At 53.3% G+C, this 16,910-nt stretch carries 14 protein-coding genes and 2 tRNA genes; 10 read left to right on the top strand and 6 right to left on the bottom strand.

Annotated elements, in window-relative coordinates:
• Positions 1–249: 249 nt before the first annotated feature.
• The 4 genes from ACO0K9_RS21005 to ACO0K9_RS20990 all read left to right on the top strand — a co-directional run bounded on the left by ACO0K9_RS21005 (position 250) and on the right by ACO0K9_RS20990 (position 5,500).
• Positions 250–3,078 (top strand): ATP-binding protein, encoded by a 2,829-nt coding sequence (locus ACO0K9_RS21005; RefSeq protein WP_422988052.1) that lies wholly within the window; start codon positions 250–252, stop codon positions 3,076–3,078.
• 189 nt (positions 3,079–3,267) lie between these two features.
• The gene (locus ACO0K9_RS21000) at positions 3,268–5,145 is read left to right on the top strand and encodes a potassium transporter Kup (protein WP_422988050.1); all 1,878 of its coding nucleotides are present in this window, start codon (positions 3,268–3,270) and stop codon (positions 5,143–5,145) included.
• A 57-nt stretch (positions 5,146–5,202) separates the two neighbouring features.
• Positions 5,203–5,279 (top strand) — tRNA-Arg (locus ACO0K9_RS20995).
• Positions 5,280–5,423: 144 nt separating this feature from the next.
• A tRNA-Arg gene (locus ACO0K9_RS20990) sits at positions 5,424–5,500 on the top strand.
• 128 nt (positions 5,501–5,628) lie between these two features.
• On the opposite strand, the gene ACO0K9_RS20985 is transcribed toward ACO0K9_RS20990, so the two are convergent.
• Positions 5,629–6,039: a thioredoxin family protein gene (locus ACO0K9_RS20985; protein ID WP_422988048.1), complete on the bottom strand. Its 411-nt coding sequence runs from the start codon at positions 6,037–6,039 to the stop codon at positions 5,629–5,631.
• An 84-nt stretch (positions 6,040–6,123) separates the two neighbouring features.
• Between ACO0K9_RS20985 and tsaB the strand changes: the two genes are divergently transcribed.
• The 4 genes from tsaB to ACO0K9_RS20965 are packed head-to-tail and all read left to right on the top strand — an operon-like array spanning position 6,124 to position 9,219.
• A complete protein-coding gene (tsaB, locus tag ACO0K9_RS20980; protein WP_422988046.1) occupies positions 6,124–6,816 on the top strand; it encodes a tRNA (adenosine(37)-N6)-threonylcarbamoyltransferase complex dimerization subunit type 1 TsaB in 693 nt (230 codons plus the stop codon).
• Positions 6,817–6,832: 16 nt separating this feature from the next.
• On the top strand, positions 6,833–7,324 hold the full coding sequence (gene rimI, locus ACO0K9_RS20975) for a ribosomal protein S18-alanine N-acetyltransferase (protein WP_422988044.1): 492 nt from the start codon (positions 6,833–6,835) through the stop codon (positions 7,322–7,324).
• Positions 7,324–8,229 carry a uracil-DNA glycosylase gene (locus tag ACO0K9_RS20970; RefSeq protein WP_422988042.1) on the top strand — a complete coding sequence of 302 codons (906 nt, stop codon included), beginning with the start codon at positions 7,324–7,326 and terminating at the stop codon, positions 8,227–8,229. The genes rimI and ACO0K9_RS20970 overlap by 1 nt, the downstream gene beginning before the upstream one ends.
• Before the next feature lie 15 nt (positions 8,230–8,244).
• Complete coding sequence (locus tag ACO0K9_RS20965; protein ID WP_422988040.1) at positions 8,245–9,219, top strand: DUF1853 family protein; 975 nt, start codon at positions 8,245–8,247, stop codon at positions 9,217–9,219.
• Between the two features lie 54 nt (positions 9,220–9,273).
• Here the strand turns inward: ACO0K9_RS20965 and lplT are convergent, their stop codons facing one another.
• The gene (lplT, locus tag ACO0K9_RS20960) at positions 9,274–10,536 is read right to left on the bottom strand and encodes a lysophospholipid transporter LplT (protein ID WP_422988038.1); all 1,263 of its coding nucleotides are present in this window, start codon (positions 10,534–10,536) and stop codon (positions 9,274–9,276) included.
• Between the two features lie 217 nt (positions 10,537–10,753).
• Between lplT and radA the strand changes: the two genes are divergently transcribed.
• A complete protein-coding gene (radA, locus tag ACO0K9_RS20955) occupies positions 10,754–12,133 on the top strand; it encodes a DNA repair protein RadA (RefSeq protein WP_422988036.1) in 1,380 nt (459 codons plus the stop codon).
• Positions 12,134–12,169: 36 nt separating this feature from the next.
• Here radA and hpnE read toward each other — a convergent pair whose 3' ends face one another.
• Both hpnE and hpnD read right to left on the bottom strand, forming a co-directional pair.
• Positions 12,170–13,537: a hydroxysqualene dehydroxylase HpnE gene (gene hpnE / locus ACO0K9_RS20950; protein ID WP_422988034.1), complete on the bottom strand. Its 1,368-nt coding sequence runs from the start codon at positions 13,535–13,537 to the stop codon at positions 12,170–12,172.
• Positions 13,530–14,363, bottom strand: coding sequence for a presqualene diphosphate synthase HpnD (hpnD, locus tag ACO0K9_RS20945; protein ID WP_422988032.1), 834 nt, complete (start codon positions 14,361–14,363; stop codon positions 13,530–13,532). Before hpnD ends, hpnE begins: the two co-directional genes overlap by 8 nt.
• 356 nt (positions 14,364–14,719) lie before the next feature.
• On the opposite strand from hpnD, the gene ACO0K9_RS20940 reads away from it, so the two are divergent.
• Positions 14,720–15,571, top strand: a complete 852-nt coding sequence (locus tag ACO0K9_RS20940; RefSeq protein ID WP_422988030.1) for a hypothetical protein — start codon at positions 14,720–14,722, stop codon at positions 15,569–15,571.
• A 176-nt stretch (positions 15,572–15,747) separates the two neighbouring features.
• On the opposite strand, the gene ACO0K9_RS20935 is transcribed toward ACO0K9_RS20940, so the two are convergent.
• Together ACO0K9_RS20935 and ACO0K9_RS20930 are read right to left on the bottom strand one after the other, a co-directional pair.
• Positions 15,748–16,473 carry a M24 family metallopeptidase gene (locus ACO0K9_RS20935; protein WP_422988028.1) on the bottom strand — a complete coding sequence of 242 codons (726 nt, stop codon included), beginning with the start codon at positions 16,471–16,473 and terminating at the stop codon, positions 15,748–15,750.
• A gap of 24 nt (positions 16,474–16,497) precedes the next feature.
• Entirely contained in the window at positions 16,498–16,779 is a 282-nt protein-coding gene (locus ACO0K9_RS20930) for a hypothetical protein (protein ID WP_422988027.1), read from the bottom strand.
• Positions 16,780–16,910 lie beyond the last annotated feature (131 nt).

Below are 16,910 nucleotides of genomic sequence, written 5' to 3'. Positions count from 1 at the left end.
CAGCGCATGAGCCCCGATCACGCTCGCGCAGTAAGATCGTAAACAGGTACTTAGATTTTTGCCTCAACATTAACATGGCTTGCTTACAACAAGCTTGTCATGCTGATGACTAGCAGCTTTTTGGTAACATTATTTAAATGATGTTGAACTGGTATGGGATAAAGTGAACTTTTCCCCATTGATCTGATACTATTTCTGGAATAGGACTTATTTCAACCACCTTAGCCTTTTGATACCAGCGTTTATCCCATGGACATGTTCGTTACTGATGACGAAGTAAAACAATGGGAATGTGAGTTGCCGTGTTTGCAGGGACAAGAATTATTGCGAATGATGGTCAGGTTGGCCTGGCATTTTCGTCAGCGCGATACCGCCAGGGCGCTAAAGCTGGCGGATGCTGCAGAGCAGTTGCAGCATGAGTTGTCGTCGCTTGCTACCGCAACAAAAAAAGATCCTCAATCCGACCTGATTCATGCCAGGCTGATGCTGGTCAGGGCCGAGGTCGCCTGGTTGTTTGGTGAGTTTGATAATGCGCAGCAAATGACAGAGGCCAGCCTGCAACTGTCTGAGCATGACAGAACGCGCAGCACTGGCATGCTGGCAGCAGATGCCCATTATCTGCTGGCCTGTATCGGTTTGCTGAAAGGTGACATGCAGGTGATGGAAGTCGAGGTTGAACGGGCCATCCTGTTTGCCCGTCAAGCCCAGGACAGCATGCGTGAGCTGGTGGCGGAATCGTTGCTGGCGAACCAGATGGTGTTACGCAACCTGCCACGCGCTATCGAGCGCTGGAATGCAAACCATAATCCCGAAACGGCGGTTGACGACCCGTTCATCAACAGTTACATCAACGAATTCCTGATTTACACCTCTTCCGTGAGCAGTGATTTCGCACAATCGGCTGCACGGGGCATACAGGTATTTGAATTTGCCCGGCAATACGGGCAAAAAAGACGCATGATCAGCATCGCCAGCAATGTGGGGGATGCATTCAACATCATGCGTGACCATCAGGCCGCCTTGCGCTGGATACAGGAGGGCCTGAATCTCGCCCGCGAAACCGGCTGGCCCAACAGTATCGCCAGTTGTCTGCTGCAGATGTCGGAAACTCTGCGCCGTCTGGGGCGACTGGATAGTGCCAAGGAAATGCTGGAAAGCGCCTTTCCCATCCTGAACAACGTCGTCGGTTCACGTTCACATTTACTGGCCCTGCGTTACCTGGGTGATTTGTCGCTGGACCGTGGTGATTTCGATGTCGCGCTGAAGAGTTTTTCTGAACTGATATTTTGGGCTGACAATAAAGACCACCTGGATTTTCGTATAGGTTCACGCCGTGGCTATGCCGCTGCCCTGTCGCAACTTGGGCAGGCACAAGAGGCGCAACTGGTAGCGCTGGATGCGCTGGAACTGGTGCGCCACAGCAGGGACAGCTATCGCCATGTTGAAGTCTTGCGGGTGCTGGCGGCCTTGCACGCACGGCATTTCTTGCCACCCCCGGCCGACATGCAGGCGGCCAGCGCACCGCTGTATTATCTTGGCATGGCCATGGATATTGCCAGCCATATTGGCGGCTTTGCCGTGCCGGGCGAACTGTATCAGGAACTGGCAAATGCCTACGCTGCTGTCGGCAGTTTTAAAGAAGCCTATGAATACAGCCGCGAAGCAATTGCTGCGCGTGAAAAAATCCATAAGCAGGAAGCAGCGAATCGCGTCAATGCCATGCAGCTGAATCAGCAGACTGAACTGATGAAGGCAGAAAGCGAACACCTGCGCCAATTGGCTGCAGCCGAAGCAGAGCGTGCCGAAGTCTTGCAACAGACCAGTGCAGTGCTGGAAAAACTGGGTGCGATAGGGCAGGAGATTACTGGCAGCCTGGACGCTGCCGCTGTCTTCGATGCACTCAACCGTCACGTCCACGATTTGCTGCACGTCACCGCCTTTGTCATCTATCTCATGAACGATGACCAGCAAAGCATGACGTCCGCCTTTGGTGTGGAAAACGGCGAGCCGATAGAGCCGGATACCGTGTACATGCACAGCATGGTCTCCAATTCGGTGCGCTGCGTGAGAGAAAGAAGCGAGATTTCCATAGACCTGGCTGGCGAAGACGATTTGCCGGGCCTGATACCCGGTACAGAAAAAGTACACAGCATGCTGTTTGCGCCACTGATTATCGGCGAACGGGTGCTGGGTGCCATGACCATACAATCTTCCCGGCAGTTTGTGTATGGCGCGCGCGAGAAAATGATTTTCCGTTCCTTGTGTGCCTATGGTGCGATCGCCCTCGGTAATGCCGATGCCTATCTGCGCCTGAAACAAACCCAGGAACATTTGCTGGCACAGGAAAAACTGGCCGCACTGGGCTCACTGGTGGCCGGTGTTGCGCATGAACTGAATACGCCGATAGGCAATTGCCTGCTGGTCGCCAGCACCCTGCAGGATGGCAGCAAAGTCTTGCACAGCAAACTGCAAGGTCAGACCCTGCGCCGTTCTGACCTGAATAATTTTTGCGAAGAAGTCAAAACTTCATCCGAGATATTGATGCGCGGCCTAAGCAGCGCCGCCACCCTGGTCAGCAGCTTCAAACAGGTGGCAGTGGACCGTACTTCAGAGCAAAGGCGCAGCTTTGATTTGCGCCAGGTCCTGCACGACATTATCGCCACTCTGAACATCCGCATTACCCAGACTGGCCATACGATAGAACTGAACGTCCCCTATAACATCCACATGGACAGCTACCCAGGATCGCTGGGGCAGGTGATCAGCAACCTGGTAGAAAACTCCATCCTGCATGCTTTTGATCAAGTCGAATCTGGCCACATGCGCATTGATGTATCGCTGATAGATGACCAGCGTGTTTTGATCGGCTTTTCGGACGATGGCGCAGGCATACCCGAAGAAAATCAAAAACGTATTTTTGATCCCTTTTTTACCACTAAACTGGGACAGGGAGGCAGTGGCCTGGGCTTGAATATTTGCTATAACATTGCGACTTCGATATTGCACGGCCAATTAAGCGTTAAAAGCAGCATGGGCGCAGGTACCAGTTTCTTCCTGGATTTGCCGCTGACAGTTTGATCGGCGGTAGGGCGTGGCTGCTCAACTGGTAGAGAAATAGTGTTAAATAAATATCAATCTGTGTAAATTTTTTGTAAAAAGAACTCCCGAATTTGATACTTGTCAAGCACCGTTTTTTTGCTGCACTCACTTGAAAATAGTTACAGAATCACCTATTGTGCAATGCACCAATAATAACAAGGTACACAATTGGCTAATCAACACACAAAAAGCAGCATCGCAGGCTTAACCCTGGCTGCTGTCGGCATCGTATATGGCGATATAGGAACAAGTCCTCTTTACACGATGAAAGAGGTGTTTTCAAAAGAACATGGCCTGCCACTCAATGAAGCGAATATTTTCGGCGTTGTTTCGCTGATATTGTGGGGGCTACTGATTATCGTCGCCATCAAGTACGTCACCCTGATCTTGCGCGCAGATAACCGGGGTGAGGGCGGTATCATGGCCCTGACTGCGCTGGCGCTGGAATCGGTCGGCAAATCTTCCAAATGGCATTTCACATTACTGGTCCTGGGTTTGTTCGGGGCCGCGTTGTTTTATGGTGACGGCGTCATTACTCCAGCCATTTCAGTGTTGTCTGCGATTGAAGGGCTGGAAGTGGCCACGCCTGCGTTTACGCCCTACGTGGTGCCGATTACCCTGGTGGTGCTGTTGTTTTTGTATTCAGTGCAATACAAAGGTACGGCCGGCATCGGTAAATGGTTCGGTCCCATCATGGTCATCTGGTTTTTGGTACTGGCAGCCATGGGTGCTTATAACATCCTTAAAATGCCAGGCATTTTATGGGCGCTGAATCCTGGGCATGCGTTCGCTTTTTTGACGGAACATAAAATGCTGGCTTTCCTGGCCCTGGGTGCCGTGGTACTGGCATTTACTGGTGCCGAAGCCTTGTATGCAGACATGGGTCACTTTGGCAGCAAGCCTATCCGTTCAGCCTGGTTCATGATCGTTTTTCCTTCGCTGGCCCTGAATTATCTGGGACAGGGCGCCCTGTTGCTGGATAATCCGGCCGCCGTGGGTAATCCTTTCTATCAGCAATTGGGTGCGTGGAGTGTTTATCCGCTGGTGATTTTGTCTACGGTGGCAACTGTCATTGCATCGCAGGCGACCATCTCCGGCACCTTCTCCATGACCAAACAAGCGATTTCCCTGGGCATCATGCCAAGGATGGAAATCGTGCATACCTCCTCCAATGAAATCGGGCAGATTTATATCCCTGCAGTGAACTGGCTGCAATTGGTCGTGGTGGTTGCCGCAGTAGTTGGTTTTGGCTCTTCGTCCAGCCTGGCTTCTGCCTACGGTATTGCAGTGACGGGCACGATGCTGGTGACATCCTTGCTGACCTTCTTTGTGATTCGCTATGGCTGGAAATACAACCCCTTCCTGTGTTTTGCAGCGACCGGTTTCTTCCTGTTTATTGACGTTTCGCTGTTCTCTGCCAATGCGCTGAAGTTCTTCCATGGCGGCTGGTTCCCGGTCGTGCTCGGTATCGTCATGTTTACCCTGATGATGACCTGGAAACGGGGGCGTGAACTGGTGTTTGACAACCTTAAGAAACACGCCATTCCGCTGGAAGATTTCCTGGAATCCCTGTTCGTCTCGCCACCAGTGCGGGTTGCTGGCACTGCCGTATTCCTGCGCGGTGAAGCAGACGGCGTGCCGCATGCCCTGTTGCATAACCTGTCGCACAACAAGATCTTGCATGAGCGCGTTATCTTCCTGACTTTGCACAACAAGGAAATCCCCAGGGTGCAGGATGCTGAACGCGTCAAGGTGACCGATCTTGGCAATGCCTGCTTCCAGATCGATGTGTTCTATGGCTTCAAGAATGAACCCGATATCCCAGCGGCGCTTGCGCTGTGCGAGCAATATGGCCTGACATTTGAATCCTTGGAAACATCGTATTTCATTTCGCGCCAGACTATTATTTCCAGCCCTGGCAGCGGCATGGCCATGTGGCGCGAAAGCGTTTTCGTCGCCATGTCCCGCATCGCCCGCGATGCTGCCGACTATTACCAGATCCCCAGCAACCGCGTCATTGAGGTAGGTTCACAGGTGGAAATCTAAAAAATGGCAGCAGGGGCTTATCAATTGAAAATGCCTATGCTATAATCTTGGTCTTTCGCGGCTGTAGCTCAGCTGGATAGAGTACTTGGCTACGAACCAAGGGGTCGTGGGTTCGATTCCTGCCAGCCGCACCAGATTTAAAGGGACTAGATGAAAATCTAGTCCCTTTTGTCTTTGGGCGGACCTGGTTTTTTGCTCATCAACACCATAAAACCCCAAAATATTTCCCCCAAAGGGCTTTTTATTTCCAGATTACCCGTGCTATACTCTCGTTTTTCGCGGCTGTAGCTCAGCTGGATAGAGTACTTGGCTACGAACCAAGGGGTCGTGGGTTCGATTCCTGCCAGCCGCACCAGATTTAAAGGGACTAGATGAAAATCTAGTCCCTTTTGTCTTTGGGGCGTTGGAATCTGTTCTGGATGTAAATTCTGGGCTGGTATCTGTGGTGTTGCTGACGTGTATGTTGCGACGGCTGCTGCTTTGTCAGGTGGCCAGGATCAGTTGCCGTATATTCCAGCCTTCCGGGGCGTCCTGGTTCAGGGTGCTGCGTTTGATGTCGGTACCTGGCGTGTGTTCTGTCATGGATGCAATTAATCTTTGCAATTGCATCTGATCTGGCAGTACGGTGCCCAGGAAGATGACCTGGTCGCGGTATTGAATCAGAATGGTGGGAAAGTCCTGAATATCCACTTCATCCACCAGATGGGCCTGGTCTTCGATGTCTATCCAGGCGAAGCATTTGTCGGCATGCTGTTGCGCCAGACTGTCGAACGCCGTGCGATAGGTATTGCAGGTGTCACACCAGGCAGCGCACAGGCAGGCTACGAGCCAGTCCTTGTTGGCCAGTTCAGCCTTGATGGAAGGGATGTGTTCGGTATTCGTGATTGCGTTCATATGACAATTTTAACCGAACTGGGCGACCGGGTGCGACTGGCAAAAGCCAGCCTTGAATTGAGTGGAACACGGTAAAATACGGACATGACTATTTTATTAGCAATTGAAACTTCTACTGAACTGGCGACGGCAGCCGTGCTGGTTGACGGGCGCTTGTATCAGCGTGAGCTTTCTGGTGTGCAGACGCATTCACAGGGTATTTTGCCGGCCATCCAGGCACTGTTGAAAGAAGCGGGCGTTGCCTTGCAGGATTGTGCTGCCATTGCCTTTGGTTGCGGGCCGGGCGCGTTCACCGGCATTCGCACGGCATGTGGCATTGTGCAGGGCCTGGCGTATGGTGCCGGTCTGCCGGTGTTGCCGGTGGTGAGCCTGCAGGCGATGGCAGAGGCAGCCAGGGGTGAAAAACCCCTGGCTGAATTAGTCTGCATACTGGATGCGCGCATGAATGAAGTCTATTGGGCGCAGTATCGCTATATCGACAATGCCTGGGAAGTGGTGTCGGCACCAGCGCTGGCGCGTCTTGACGAGGTTTTTCCCCTGGTCAGTTTTGCCGCACCCACGTATGTGCTGGGCCACGGCATTGTTTTGCCGGAAGCGATTGCGGCTGCTGCAGAAAGCCAGTTGTGCATGCCACATGCGGCGCAAGTGGCAACGCTGGGCCATATCGCGCTGCAGGCAGGCTTGCAATTGCCACCAGAGCAGGCACAACCCCTGTATTTGCGAAACAAGATTGCACTGACCACGGCCGAGCGGGAGCAGGCCAAAGCACTGGTTTGAAAGATTGTTAAGAGTGATGAATTTAACGCCCACCTTATCCAGCTTACCTGCCCTGGCCGCATTGCCAGCTTTGTGCAAACTCGGCTATGCCGACATAGACAGAATACTGACGATAGAAGAACAGGTGTACACCCATCCGTGGACGCGGGGTAATTTTACCGATTCGCTATTGAGTGGCTATGAGGCTTATGGCTTGCGCGATGCAGAGCAGGAATTGTTTGCCTATTTTGTGGTGATGCCGATTCTGGATGAATTGCATCTCTTGAATTTTGCTGTGGACTTGCCGCATCAGGGGCAGGGCAAGGGTAGGTTATTACTCGATAAATTGTTCGATTATGCGAATGAACGCCACTATGTATCCATCTTGCTGGAAGTCCGGCGCAGCAATGCGCGTGCTATCTCCGTGTATGAAAGCGCGGGCTTTGCTGCCATTGGTGTGCGCAAGGGCTATTACCCTGCGCATGATGAACAACGCGAAGATGCCATCGTCATGCGGAGGGCTTGCTGATGTCTGCATTTGATCAACATGATCAACATCGTAATAACCTGTTGCAGGAACTGGGAATAGGCCCCGTTTGGCAGTTGCGACACCATGGCAGCACACCAGCAGAAGCACCAGACCCGGTTGTGGCGCGCATGTCGGTTGAGGCAGGCGAGCTTAAATCACCGCCAAGCCTTACACCAGAACTCGCGGCGCAATCATCACGCCCACAGGTAATGCCGCAAGAAGAAGCAATGCCGCAGCAGCGCGCAGCGCAGGCAGAAGCAAAACCAAAACCTGTAACAGAAGCAGAAACAGTAGCGGAAGCTGATACTGATACAGACACATCGTTGGTATCCGCCATGTCCTGGGAAGTATTGCAGCCCGTGGTTGAAAGCTGCCGCGCTTGTGGTTTGTGCAAGGGCAGGTCGAAATCGGTGTTTGGTACTGGTGACCGGCGTGCCACGTGGCTGTTTGTGGGCGAAGGCCCTGGCTATAATGAAAACCTGCAAGGCCTGCCTTTTGTTGGGGCTGCCGGGCAGTTGCTCGACAATATGCTGAAAGCCCTGGGGCTGGCGCGTGGTGACCAGACGTATATTGCGAATATCGTCAAATGCCGTCCTACCGATGAAAACGGCAAGGACAGGCCGCCTACCGCCGATGAGATAGCCGCTTGCCTGCCATATCTACACAGACAGATTGCGCTGATACAGCCGCAAGTGATTGTCGCTCTGGGTAAGACTGCGGCGGTATCACTGCTGGGCATGAATCTGGAAACGCCAGTGGGGCAACTCAGAGGCAAGCTGCATCACTTCAATGATATCCCGCTGGTGGTGACCTACCACCCGGCTTATCTGCTGCGCAAGCCGGCAGATAAGAGCAAGGCATGGGTGGATTTGTGCATGGCCATGCAAGCCATGCCTGCCAACTGATTCGCTGATTACCTGATGCGCATGGATAGCTACCAGACTGGTTTCCATCAACAATGGCAACATCTGCACAACCCCCATGTGCGTGCGCTGGCCTGGATGCTGACTGCGCCGGGCTTGCTGGATGCGCTATCACCCTTATGGCATGCGGCTATCGCCCAGCCCCCAGTGAGCGATGCGGCGGCCCAGCAATGCCGGCAATGGCTGCAAGCACTGGATCATGATCCGGCCGCCTTGCTGACATTGCTGGGTCGGCATTCACATCGCCGCCTGGGCCTGTATGCCGAAGCCCTGTTCGAATTTTATCTGCAAGCGCACGGTTTGCTGCATGCGCATGGCGTGCAGGTGCATAACAAGGGTAGCAATACCATAGGTGAGTTTGATTTCTTGCTACAGATGGATGGCAGCTTGCTGCATCTGGAACTGGCGACCAAGTTTTACCTGTTTCACAGGGCTGACGCTGCCGTGGCAGCGGGCAAGCCGGCTGTCCTGCATGATTTTCTGGGGCCGAATCTGGCGGATAGCCTGGGCGCAAAAATCCACAAGATTATTGACCAGCAATTGCAATTGTCGCGCCATCCCCTGGCGCAGCCTTTGTTGCCGCAGGCGGTAAGTGCTGCACGGGCGTTGGTGCTGGGTTGGCTGTTTTATCGTGAGCAGGATTTGCCACATCAACAAGCTGGTTTGCCAGGGCTGAACGCCCACCATTGCCGTGGCTTGATCTGGACGCAGGAAGAATTGCTGTCGCTGGACTTTGATCAGGCGTTGCTACTCGACAGGCTGGATTGGCTGGCACCGGCGCAAGTGTTGCCAGGTGCGACGCAGGGTAAGGGGCAGGTATTGGCCGCTATCGAAGCCAGTTTTGGTGTGACTGAAACCCCGGTCATGCTGACACTGATGCAGGAAAATGAAGGGCAGATGCAGGAATACCGGCGCGGCATGGTGGTGCCCGCCAACTGGTTTATGCGTGCTGCAGAGGTCAAACGACCTTGAGGATGACGCGCCACGCTGGGCGCGTCTGTATGCGGTATTTGCGAGTGCTGGTGTTCAGTGTTTATGCTCACCTATCAGTGCCAGCGAATCAAATTCGCGCTGATTGGCGGCATGCTTGCGCATCACCAGATACATGGTGCTGGCAACGAACATGCCAAACAGCACGATCACTACCAGAATATCCAGGTTCAGCGATACCATCAGCGCATACAGCGCCAGCATGGTCAGCACCGACAGGTTTTCATTGAAGTTTTGCACGGCGATGGAATGTCCGGCGCTCATCAGCACGTGGCCGCGATGTTGCAGCAGCGCATTCATGGGGACTACAAAATAACCCGCCAGCGCGCCTACCAGTATCAGCAGGGGGTAGGCAATCCAGACCTCATGCACGAACACCATGGTGGTCACGACCAGGCCCATGGCGATGCCCAGCGGCATGACGCTCAATGATTTTTTCAATGGCACAAAACGCGCTGCTGCCACGGCACCGAGGGCGATACCGACCGCCACCACACCTTGCAGGATGGCTGCCCTGTCGAGTTGCATGTTCAGGGATCTTTCTGCCCATTTCAAAACGATGAATTGCAGCGTTGCGCCGGCACCCCAGAACAGGGTGGTCACTGCCAGTGAAATCTGACCCAGCTTGTCTTTCCACAAGGTCGTAAAGCAGCCAGCAAAATCGACAATCAGCTTGATGGGGTTGCGTTGCTGGTGTTCGTAACGTGCACCAGTGTCCGGGATGCGCATATTGAACAGGGCCGCCAATCCGTAGCAGGCGGTGATGACGCACAAGGCAGCTTCAGACGGCGTCGTGATATTGAAATCGAGCACCGGGAAATCAAAATTCAGCAAGGCGGAAGATACCTGCGGGTTGACCAGCGCGCCACCCAATACCGTACCAAGGATGATGGATGATACCGTCAGGCCCTCGATCCAGCCATTCGCAGCGACCAGTTTTTCTGGCGGCAACAATTCTGTCAGGATGCCGTATTTGGCGGGCGAATAGGCAGCAGCACCAAAGCCCACAACCGCATAGGCGAATAAGGGATGGACGTTGAAGAACATCAATGCACAGCCACCGACCTTGATCATATTGGTCATCAGCATGACCTTGCCCTTGGGCAGGGAATCTGCAAAGGCACCAACGAAAGCGGCCAGCAAAACGTAAGACAGGACAAAGAATAACTTCAACAGCGGTGGCATCCAACTCGGAGAGTGCATGGACGCCAGCAGTGCCATTGCGGCTATCAGTAAGGCATTGTCGGCCAGTGATGAAAAAAACTGCGCCGCCATGATGGTGTAAAAACCGCTTTTCATGCTTTATTCATGCTTGATATTTACCTGCTACAAAATGTCACTGGCATGCTTTATACCATGAAAATTGCGGCGAATTTGTGAAATAGGGCAAGCTAAATCACGAATACTGGTTAAAATATCAGTGTTTGCGTTGACATGTTTGATAGGCATCAAAAGTCAACAGCAGGTTTCACCGGTCATGCTGGTATGGCATTCCAACAACTTTATAGCGCTCAAAATGGCAAAAGCAAAAACCAATTACACCTGCACCGAGTGCGGTGGCGTCGTCAATAAATGGGCTGGCCAGTGTCCGGCCTGCGGGCAGTGGAATACCCTGGTCGAAACCATCGTAGAGTCTGTCGGCAATCGCTTTTCTGTCAAACCGCAGGGGCTGGCACAATCGGCACCGGTATTGAACCTGGCTGAAATTGAAGCCATCGATGTGCCACGTTTTGGCACTGGCATTGATGAATTTGACCGCGTGCTGGGTGGCGGTCTGGTGCCGGGCGGCGTGGTGTTGATAGGTGGCGACCCCGGCATCGGTAAATCAACGCTGTTGTTGCAGGCACTGGCAAATATGGCGCGCATAAAAAAAGTGCTGTATGTCAGCGGCGAAGAATCCGGTGCACAAATTGCGCTGCGCGCCAAACGTCTGGTGCTGGATGCCAAGGATCTGCAATTGCAGGCCGAGATACAACTGGAAAAAATCCTGAATACCCTGGCAGAACACAAGCCACAGGTGGTGGTGATTGATTCCATACAAACCATGTATTCAGATGCGCTGAGTTCGGCACCCGGCTCGGTCGCCCAGGTACGCGAATGTGCAGCACAATTGACCCGGGTTGCCAAGACCATGGACATCACCATGATACTGGTCGGCCATGTCACCAAAGAAGGTGCGCTGGCGGGGCCAAGGGTGCTGGAGCATATTGTGGATACGGTCTTGTATTTTGAAGGGGATACCCATTCCAGCTTCCGCCTGGTGCGGGCCATCAAGAATCGTTTTGGCGCTGTCAATGAGCTGGGCGTGTTTGCCATGACAGAAAAAGGCCTGAAGGGCGTATCCAATCCTTCTGCCCTGTTTTTATCGCAGCATGATACCAAGGTCGCCGGGTCTTGCGTCATGGTCACGCAGGAAGGCACGCGGCCTTTGCTGGTTGAGATACAGGCCCTGGTTGACAGTTCGCACGCACCGAATGCACGTCGCCTGTCTGTCGGGCTGGAGCAAAACCGTCTGGCCATGTTGCTGGCGGTGTTGCACCGGCATGCGGGTGTGGCGGCGTTTGATCAGGATGTCTTCATCAATGCCGTGGGCGGTGTCAAGATTGCCGAGCCTGCTGCCGACCTGGCAGTGCTGCTGGCAATTAATTCATCCATGCGCAACAAACCCTTGCCGCGTGGGCTGGTGGTGTTTGGTGAGGTCGGCCTGGCAGGCGAGATACGGCCAGCACCACGCGGGCAGGAGCGTTTGCGTGAAGCGGCCAAACTGGGGTTTTCTATCGCCATGATACCCAAGTCCAATGCGCCCAAACAGAAGATCGAGGGTTTGACCATTATTGGTGTGGACCGTATCGAAGAAGCTTTGACCAAGATACGCGAGGTTGATGATGCGAGCTGAGTTGACCTGAGTTTAGCCAGGTTGACCCAGGTTGCGCTATTTGGATTTTATAAATGCCAGCACCGCCTTGCTGGCTGCAACACCGCTGCGCACGGCACCTTCCAGCGTCGACGGATAATCACCCTTGGTGTAATCACCAGCCAGAAACAGGCCGGGGCTGGATGTCTGGTTGTCTGGCCTTGTCAGCCCGGGTGTGCAACTGAAAGTCGCACGTTTTTCTGAAATACATTTATGCCATAGCGGTTGCAGCAAGGTGGGCATGCCCAGGCTAGTGGCCAGTTGTGCTGCGATGTCTTGCGCCAGTTGCTGTTGATCCAGGGCACATGCCTGTTCAGATGCGCTCACCACCACGGCCAGTAAACCTGCCTGAGCGTCGTGCAGTTGGCCGCGGTCAAATACATATTGCCCCCATTTACTTTGTGCCGGGTCATCCAGCAGAGCCAGCATGGGGCGTGGTAAACGCAGGGCCTGTTCATATTGCAGATAACAGGTGGTGATGGCTTCGTAGCTGAAGGTCGGTATGGTGTTGGCGTGGCCGGGCAAGGTCTGCATCAGCCGTTCGGCATTGGCGAAATCGCTGGCCAGGATGACGGTGTCGAATACCGGCAGATCGGCAGCAGTGGTTTCACTGTGTTTGATATCCAGTTGCCATTTACTTTCTGCATTCTGGTGCAGGGCCTGGACAGCGTGTCCCATGATCACCTGGCCGCCATGTTTAGTCACCAGTGCAGCTGCTTTTTCGGGGAATAATGCAGACAGGTCCACACGTGGCAACAGCATGTCAGATGCGGCGCGGCTGGCACCCAGACTGTCGCGCAGCACATTCAAAAATACCTGGGCCGAGGCGCGTTCTGGCGGGGTGTTCAGGGCAGCGATGCAGAGTGGGTTCCACATCAGGCGGCACAGACGCTCAGTCTGGTCAAAACGTTGCAGCAATTCACTGACACTGCAATCTTCATGCAAGCGCCAGTTCATCCAGCGCGCTGTCGTGGAAAAACGGGCCAGTGCCTGTTTGTCGGCAAAACTCAGGCCAGTGGTTTTCCATAGTGCCACCAGCATATGCAAGGGCGCTGGCAGCCTGGGGGCAATGAAACACATGCCGTCTTCAAGCTGCGGGTAGACCATTTGCAGCGGCAATTTCAGCAGCGCCTGACCCAGGTCCACGCCAGCCTTGCGCATCAGGCGCAGACTTTCACTATAGGCACCCAGCAAGATATGCTGGCCATTGTCGAGCTGATGACCATGCAGGTTCACACCACGCGCACGGCCACCGGGATGGCGGCCACTGTCGATCAGGGTGACCTGCATGCCCGCTTGTGCCAGTTCAAGCGCCGCGGCGCAACCGGCCCAGCCAGCACCGACGATGGCGACTGATGGGGCCGGCGTCCTGCTCAGCTTAGCCACGGATGTAGGTCTTCCAGGCCAGCCACAGCTTGCGTATGGGTGTCAGGGAGATGCGCTGGCTCAGTACATGGAAGCCGTCGCGCTGTATCTCGACCAGCAGGGCACGATAAATGGCTGCCATGATCAGGCCGGTTCTTTGCGCCTTGCGGTCTTCTGGCGGCAGCAGGGCAAAGGCTTCGTCATACAGGCGTTGTGCGCGTTCGTACTGGAATTGCATCAGGCTTTCAAACTGGGTGCTATGGCGTGCGTTCAGGATATCCGCAGCCGTGACAGAGAACTGCTGCAATTCATTCACTGGCAGATAGATCCTGCCTTTGCGTGCATCTTCGCCCACATCACGGATGATATTTGTCATCTGGAAAGCCAGGCCCAGTTTTTCAGCAAATTCCCGCGTTTGAGGATTTTGAATGCCAAAAATACTGGCGGATAAGATGCCGACCACGCCGGCGACATGCCAGCAGTATTTTTGCAAGGCGGCAAAATCCAGATAGCGGGTCTGGTTCAAATCCATTTCCATGCCATCGATGATGGCTTGCAGATGCGTGCCATCCAGCTGGTAGATTGCCATATGTGGCAACAATGCCTTGGTGACCGGATGGGTGGGTTGTTGCGCCAGCATGGCCTGGATTTCTTTGCGCCACCAGCCCAGCTTGCTGCGTGCCACCATGTCATCCGTGCTTTCGTCGACCACATCATCGACCTCGCGACAAAAGGCGTACAGCGCAGTAATGGCACGGCGCCTTGCAACTGGCAAAAACAGGAAACTGTAATAAAAGCTGGAGCCACTTTGTGCAGCTTTTTGCTGGCAATATTCGTCAGGAGACATGCTGGATAGTCTGGGATAGTCTGAATTGTTCAGGGCAAATCTGGTTAAAGGGAGGCCGCTAAAGTTAAAAAATATGGCCAAAAAGAGGTAATGCTAACAAACTGCGGCAAAGCGCACAAATACGGATGCCTGGCAAAAGTCTTTATCTATTGTGATGCGAATTTACTCCAATTTACCTGTGCCTGACAGAGAGAAACATTGGTTTAATGGTACTATGCGCCGTAACAGAATGTAATCACAATGAAGAATTGTCTCCTTTGGCAACGCTAGCTCGTATAATAGTGGGCGCATTATAGTGCGCTCCGTAATACAGGGGCGCTGCTTTTGGAAAAATTCTATCAATCCGGACGAATATCTTGAATAAATCGAAACTTTTAGGAATTATAGCTTGCCTGGCATTTGTCCTCGCTGGTTGCGGTGGCTTTGTCTACACCACGGTGGGTGGTACGGTAACGGGACTCAACTCGGGTGATACTCTTAAGTTGCGAAACGAAGCTGGCTACACCCAGACCCTGACAGCAGATGGTAGCTTCTCATTCAACGTTGCCAGTAATGGCAGCTATGTGATCACTATCCTGTCACAACCAAATACAGTCAACTGTACCGTGGTAAACGGCACAGGTAAAATGACCGGTGAAGCTGCGGTCAAGAATATTATTGTTACTTGTGTCCCGAATGTGCCTATCGGCGGTACCCTGGCCGGCCTGGCAGACAGCACCTCGCTGGTACTGGTGAATAATAATTCCGGCTTGACGACCACCGTGTCGGCAAATGGTACATTCCTGTTCGGTAATTATGTGGTCAACGGTGATGCATATGCGATTGCCGTGGGTATTCCCCCAGCGGCGCAATACTGTACCGTTGTCAATGGCACCGGCACGGCCAACATTCTGAATACGGCAGCGGCACTGACATCTGTTGTGACCTGTGTGCCTGCAGTGCCAGTCAAGTTCACGGTGACAGGCATGACGGCCGGCACCATATTGACCATGGTCAATACTGCCAATGCCTACGCCGACAAGTTCTCGGTAACACTGGATGGTACCTATGGCTTCAACTGGAGTCTGCTCAATGGCGTGTCTTATGTCACAGCAGTGGATACCCAGCCTAGCGGCCAGACCTGTAAGGTAGCCAATGGCACGGGTGTCATTGATTTCAATAATCCTACCGCTGCCGCTAACATCACGGTGACTTGCGCCAAGAGCTGATGCTGCATTTGCCTGCACCTGTGCAGGCAAATGAAGTGTAGAAGTAAACGAAATACAGCCATGCGTATGCATGGCTGTATTTTTTATGGTGTATTCAAAAGCTGTAAGGTGAGTGCGCCTGCGGAGTACGCCTGAGTGCGGTGTCAACACGAAGCTGCGGTAAAAGATGGGCGCGCTTAAAGTTCTTCCAGGCGACCCTGGGCGTTGAAATAAAAAATGCCTTCATGCTTAAAGCCCCATTTGCCACCTTTCAGGCGTATGAAGGGTTCAAAGCTGAAAAATGGGACTTCACCCAGTTCTATCTTGTTGTCTGAATGTATGAATTCACGGTCGTCCTTGTTGGTGACGATGCTGTGACCGACATTATTGCGATAATCCAGATTCACAAAACCATTTTGGCGTATGCGCAGGTTGGCCCAGTCGAATAACTGACCGAAGGTGGTTTTCGGGGTCACCATTTCCGGCATTTGCGCATGCAGGTGCTTCAGGAAGCTGAGGCCGTTGCGAAATTCCAGCATTTGCGGCGCATGGGTGACCATGCCGTTTTCCACCGGAAAAGAGCGCGCACAATCGCCCCAGTATTGTTCATTGGTCGGGCTAAGATCAACCGTGATCAGGTTGGCGCTGCCTACCTGCTCGGTGCCAGGTTGATAATCGCGGCCAGAAATCGAGACACAACTGCGTGATCCCAGTAAAACCAGGGCAGGGCACTGGTGGTACCAGGTGTCGGCATAGCCGGATTCACACAGCATGGCATAGGCCTTGTCGGCAATGCTTTGTTCGGTATCTTTGGCGGTAATGATGCCAGCCAGACGTTCCAGTACCGCCTTGGCGGCAGCCTGGACTACACGGTGTTGCTCAATTTGTGTCTCTGTCGGCATGATGGCTTTGGTGGTGAACAATATGTTTACTCGGTGAACTTATGGCTAGGGGTTGCGATGGCGGCTGCCGGCATCATCTTTATCGCTACGCTCATTACTATCTATATTGCTGTCTGTATCGGTATTGCTACCATCGTCATCCGCCTTGCTGGTGCCTGGGGTAATTGCCCTGACACCGGCGCGTGTCACATCCACTGCTGTGCCCACTACTGCGCTGCCAACTTTGACCGTGGTTGATACTGCCGCATCGGCAATCGCAAGGACAGTGCAGCCGTTCAAGGAAAGCAGGCAAAGCAGTAGCACACTGCGGGTTATATAAGTTAGCAAAACTGGCTCCGGTTTTTGGTAGGAGGGAAGAGGATGATTCAGCGCCCAGGGCGGCAATGCATGCATGAAAATGATCGTGACAAACAATTCCCTGTCATTTCATATCAAGCTTAGTACATGCAGATTATTTT

The organism is Undibacterium sp. Ji50W, assembly GCF_049340445.1.
Taxonomy (GTDB): domain Bacteria; phylum Pseudomonadota; class Gammaproteobacteria; order Burkholderiales; family Burkholderiaceae_D; genus Undibacterium.
Note: the sequence above shows the minus strand (reverse complement) of the source record. Positions and strands in the feature narration are given on the sequence as shown.

Excerpts from the sequence above, each read along its gene's own strand:
- ACO0K9_RS20985 (WP_422988048.1), bottom strand. The coding sequence starts at position 6,039 with ATGAACGCAATCACGAATACCGAACACATCCCTTCCATCAAGGCTGAA.
- hpnD (WP_422988032.1), bottom strand. The coding sequence starts at position 14,363 with ATGTCTCCTGACGAATATTGCCAGCAAAAAGCTGCACAAAGTGGCTCC.
- ACO0K9_RS21005 (WP_422988052.1), top strand. The coding sequence starts at position 250 with ATGGACATGTTCGTTACTGATGACGAAGTAAAACAATGGGAATGTGAG.
- rimI (WP_422988044.1), top strand. The coding sequence starts at position 6,833 with ATGAATTTAACGCCCACCTTATCCAGCTTACCTGCCCTGGCCGCATTG.
- ACO0K9_RS20970 (WP_422988042.1), top strand. The coding sequence starts at position 7,324 with ATGTCTGCATTTGATCAACATGATCAACATCGTAATAACCTGTTGCAG.
- radA (WP_422988036.1), top strand. The coding sequence starts at position 10,754 with ATGGCAAAAGCAAAAACCAATTACACCTGCACCGAGTGCGGTGGCGTC.
- lplT (WP_422988038.1), bottom strand. The coding sequence starts at position 10,536 with ATGAAAAGCGGTTTTTACACCATCATGGCGGCGCAGTTTTTTTCATCA.
- tsaB (WP_422988046.1), top strand. The coding sequence starts at position 6,124 with ATGACTATTTTATTAGCAATTGAAACTTCTACTGAACTGGCGACGGCA.
- ACO0K9_RS20965 (WP_422988040.1), top strand. The coding sequence starts at position 8,245 with ATGCGCATGGATAGCTACCAGACTGGTTTCCATCAACAATGGCAACAT.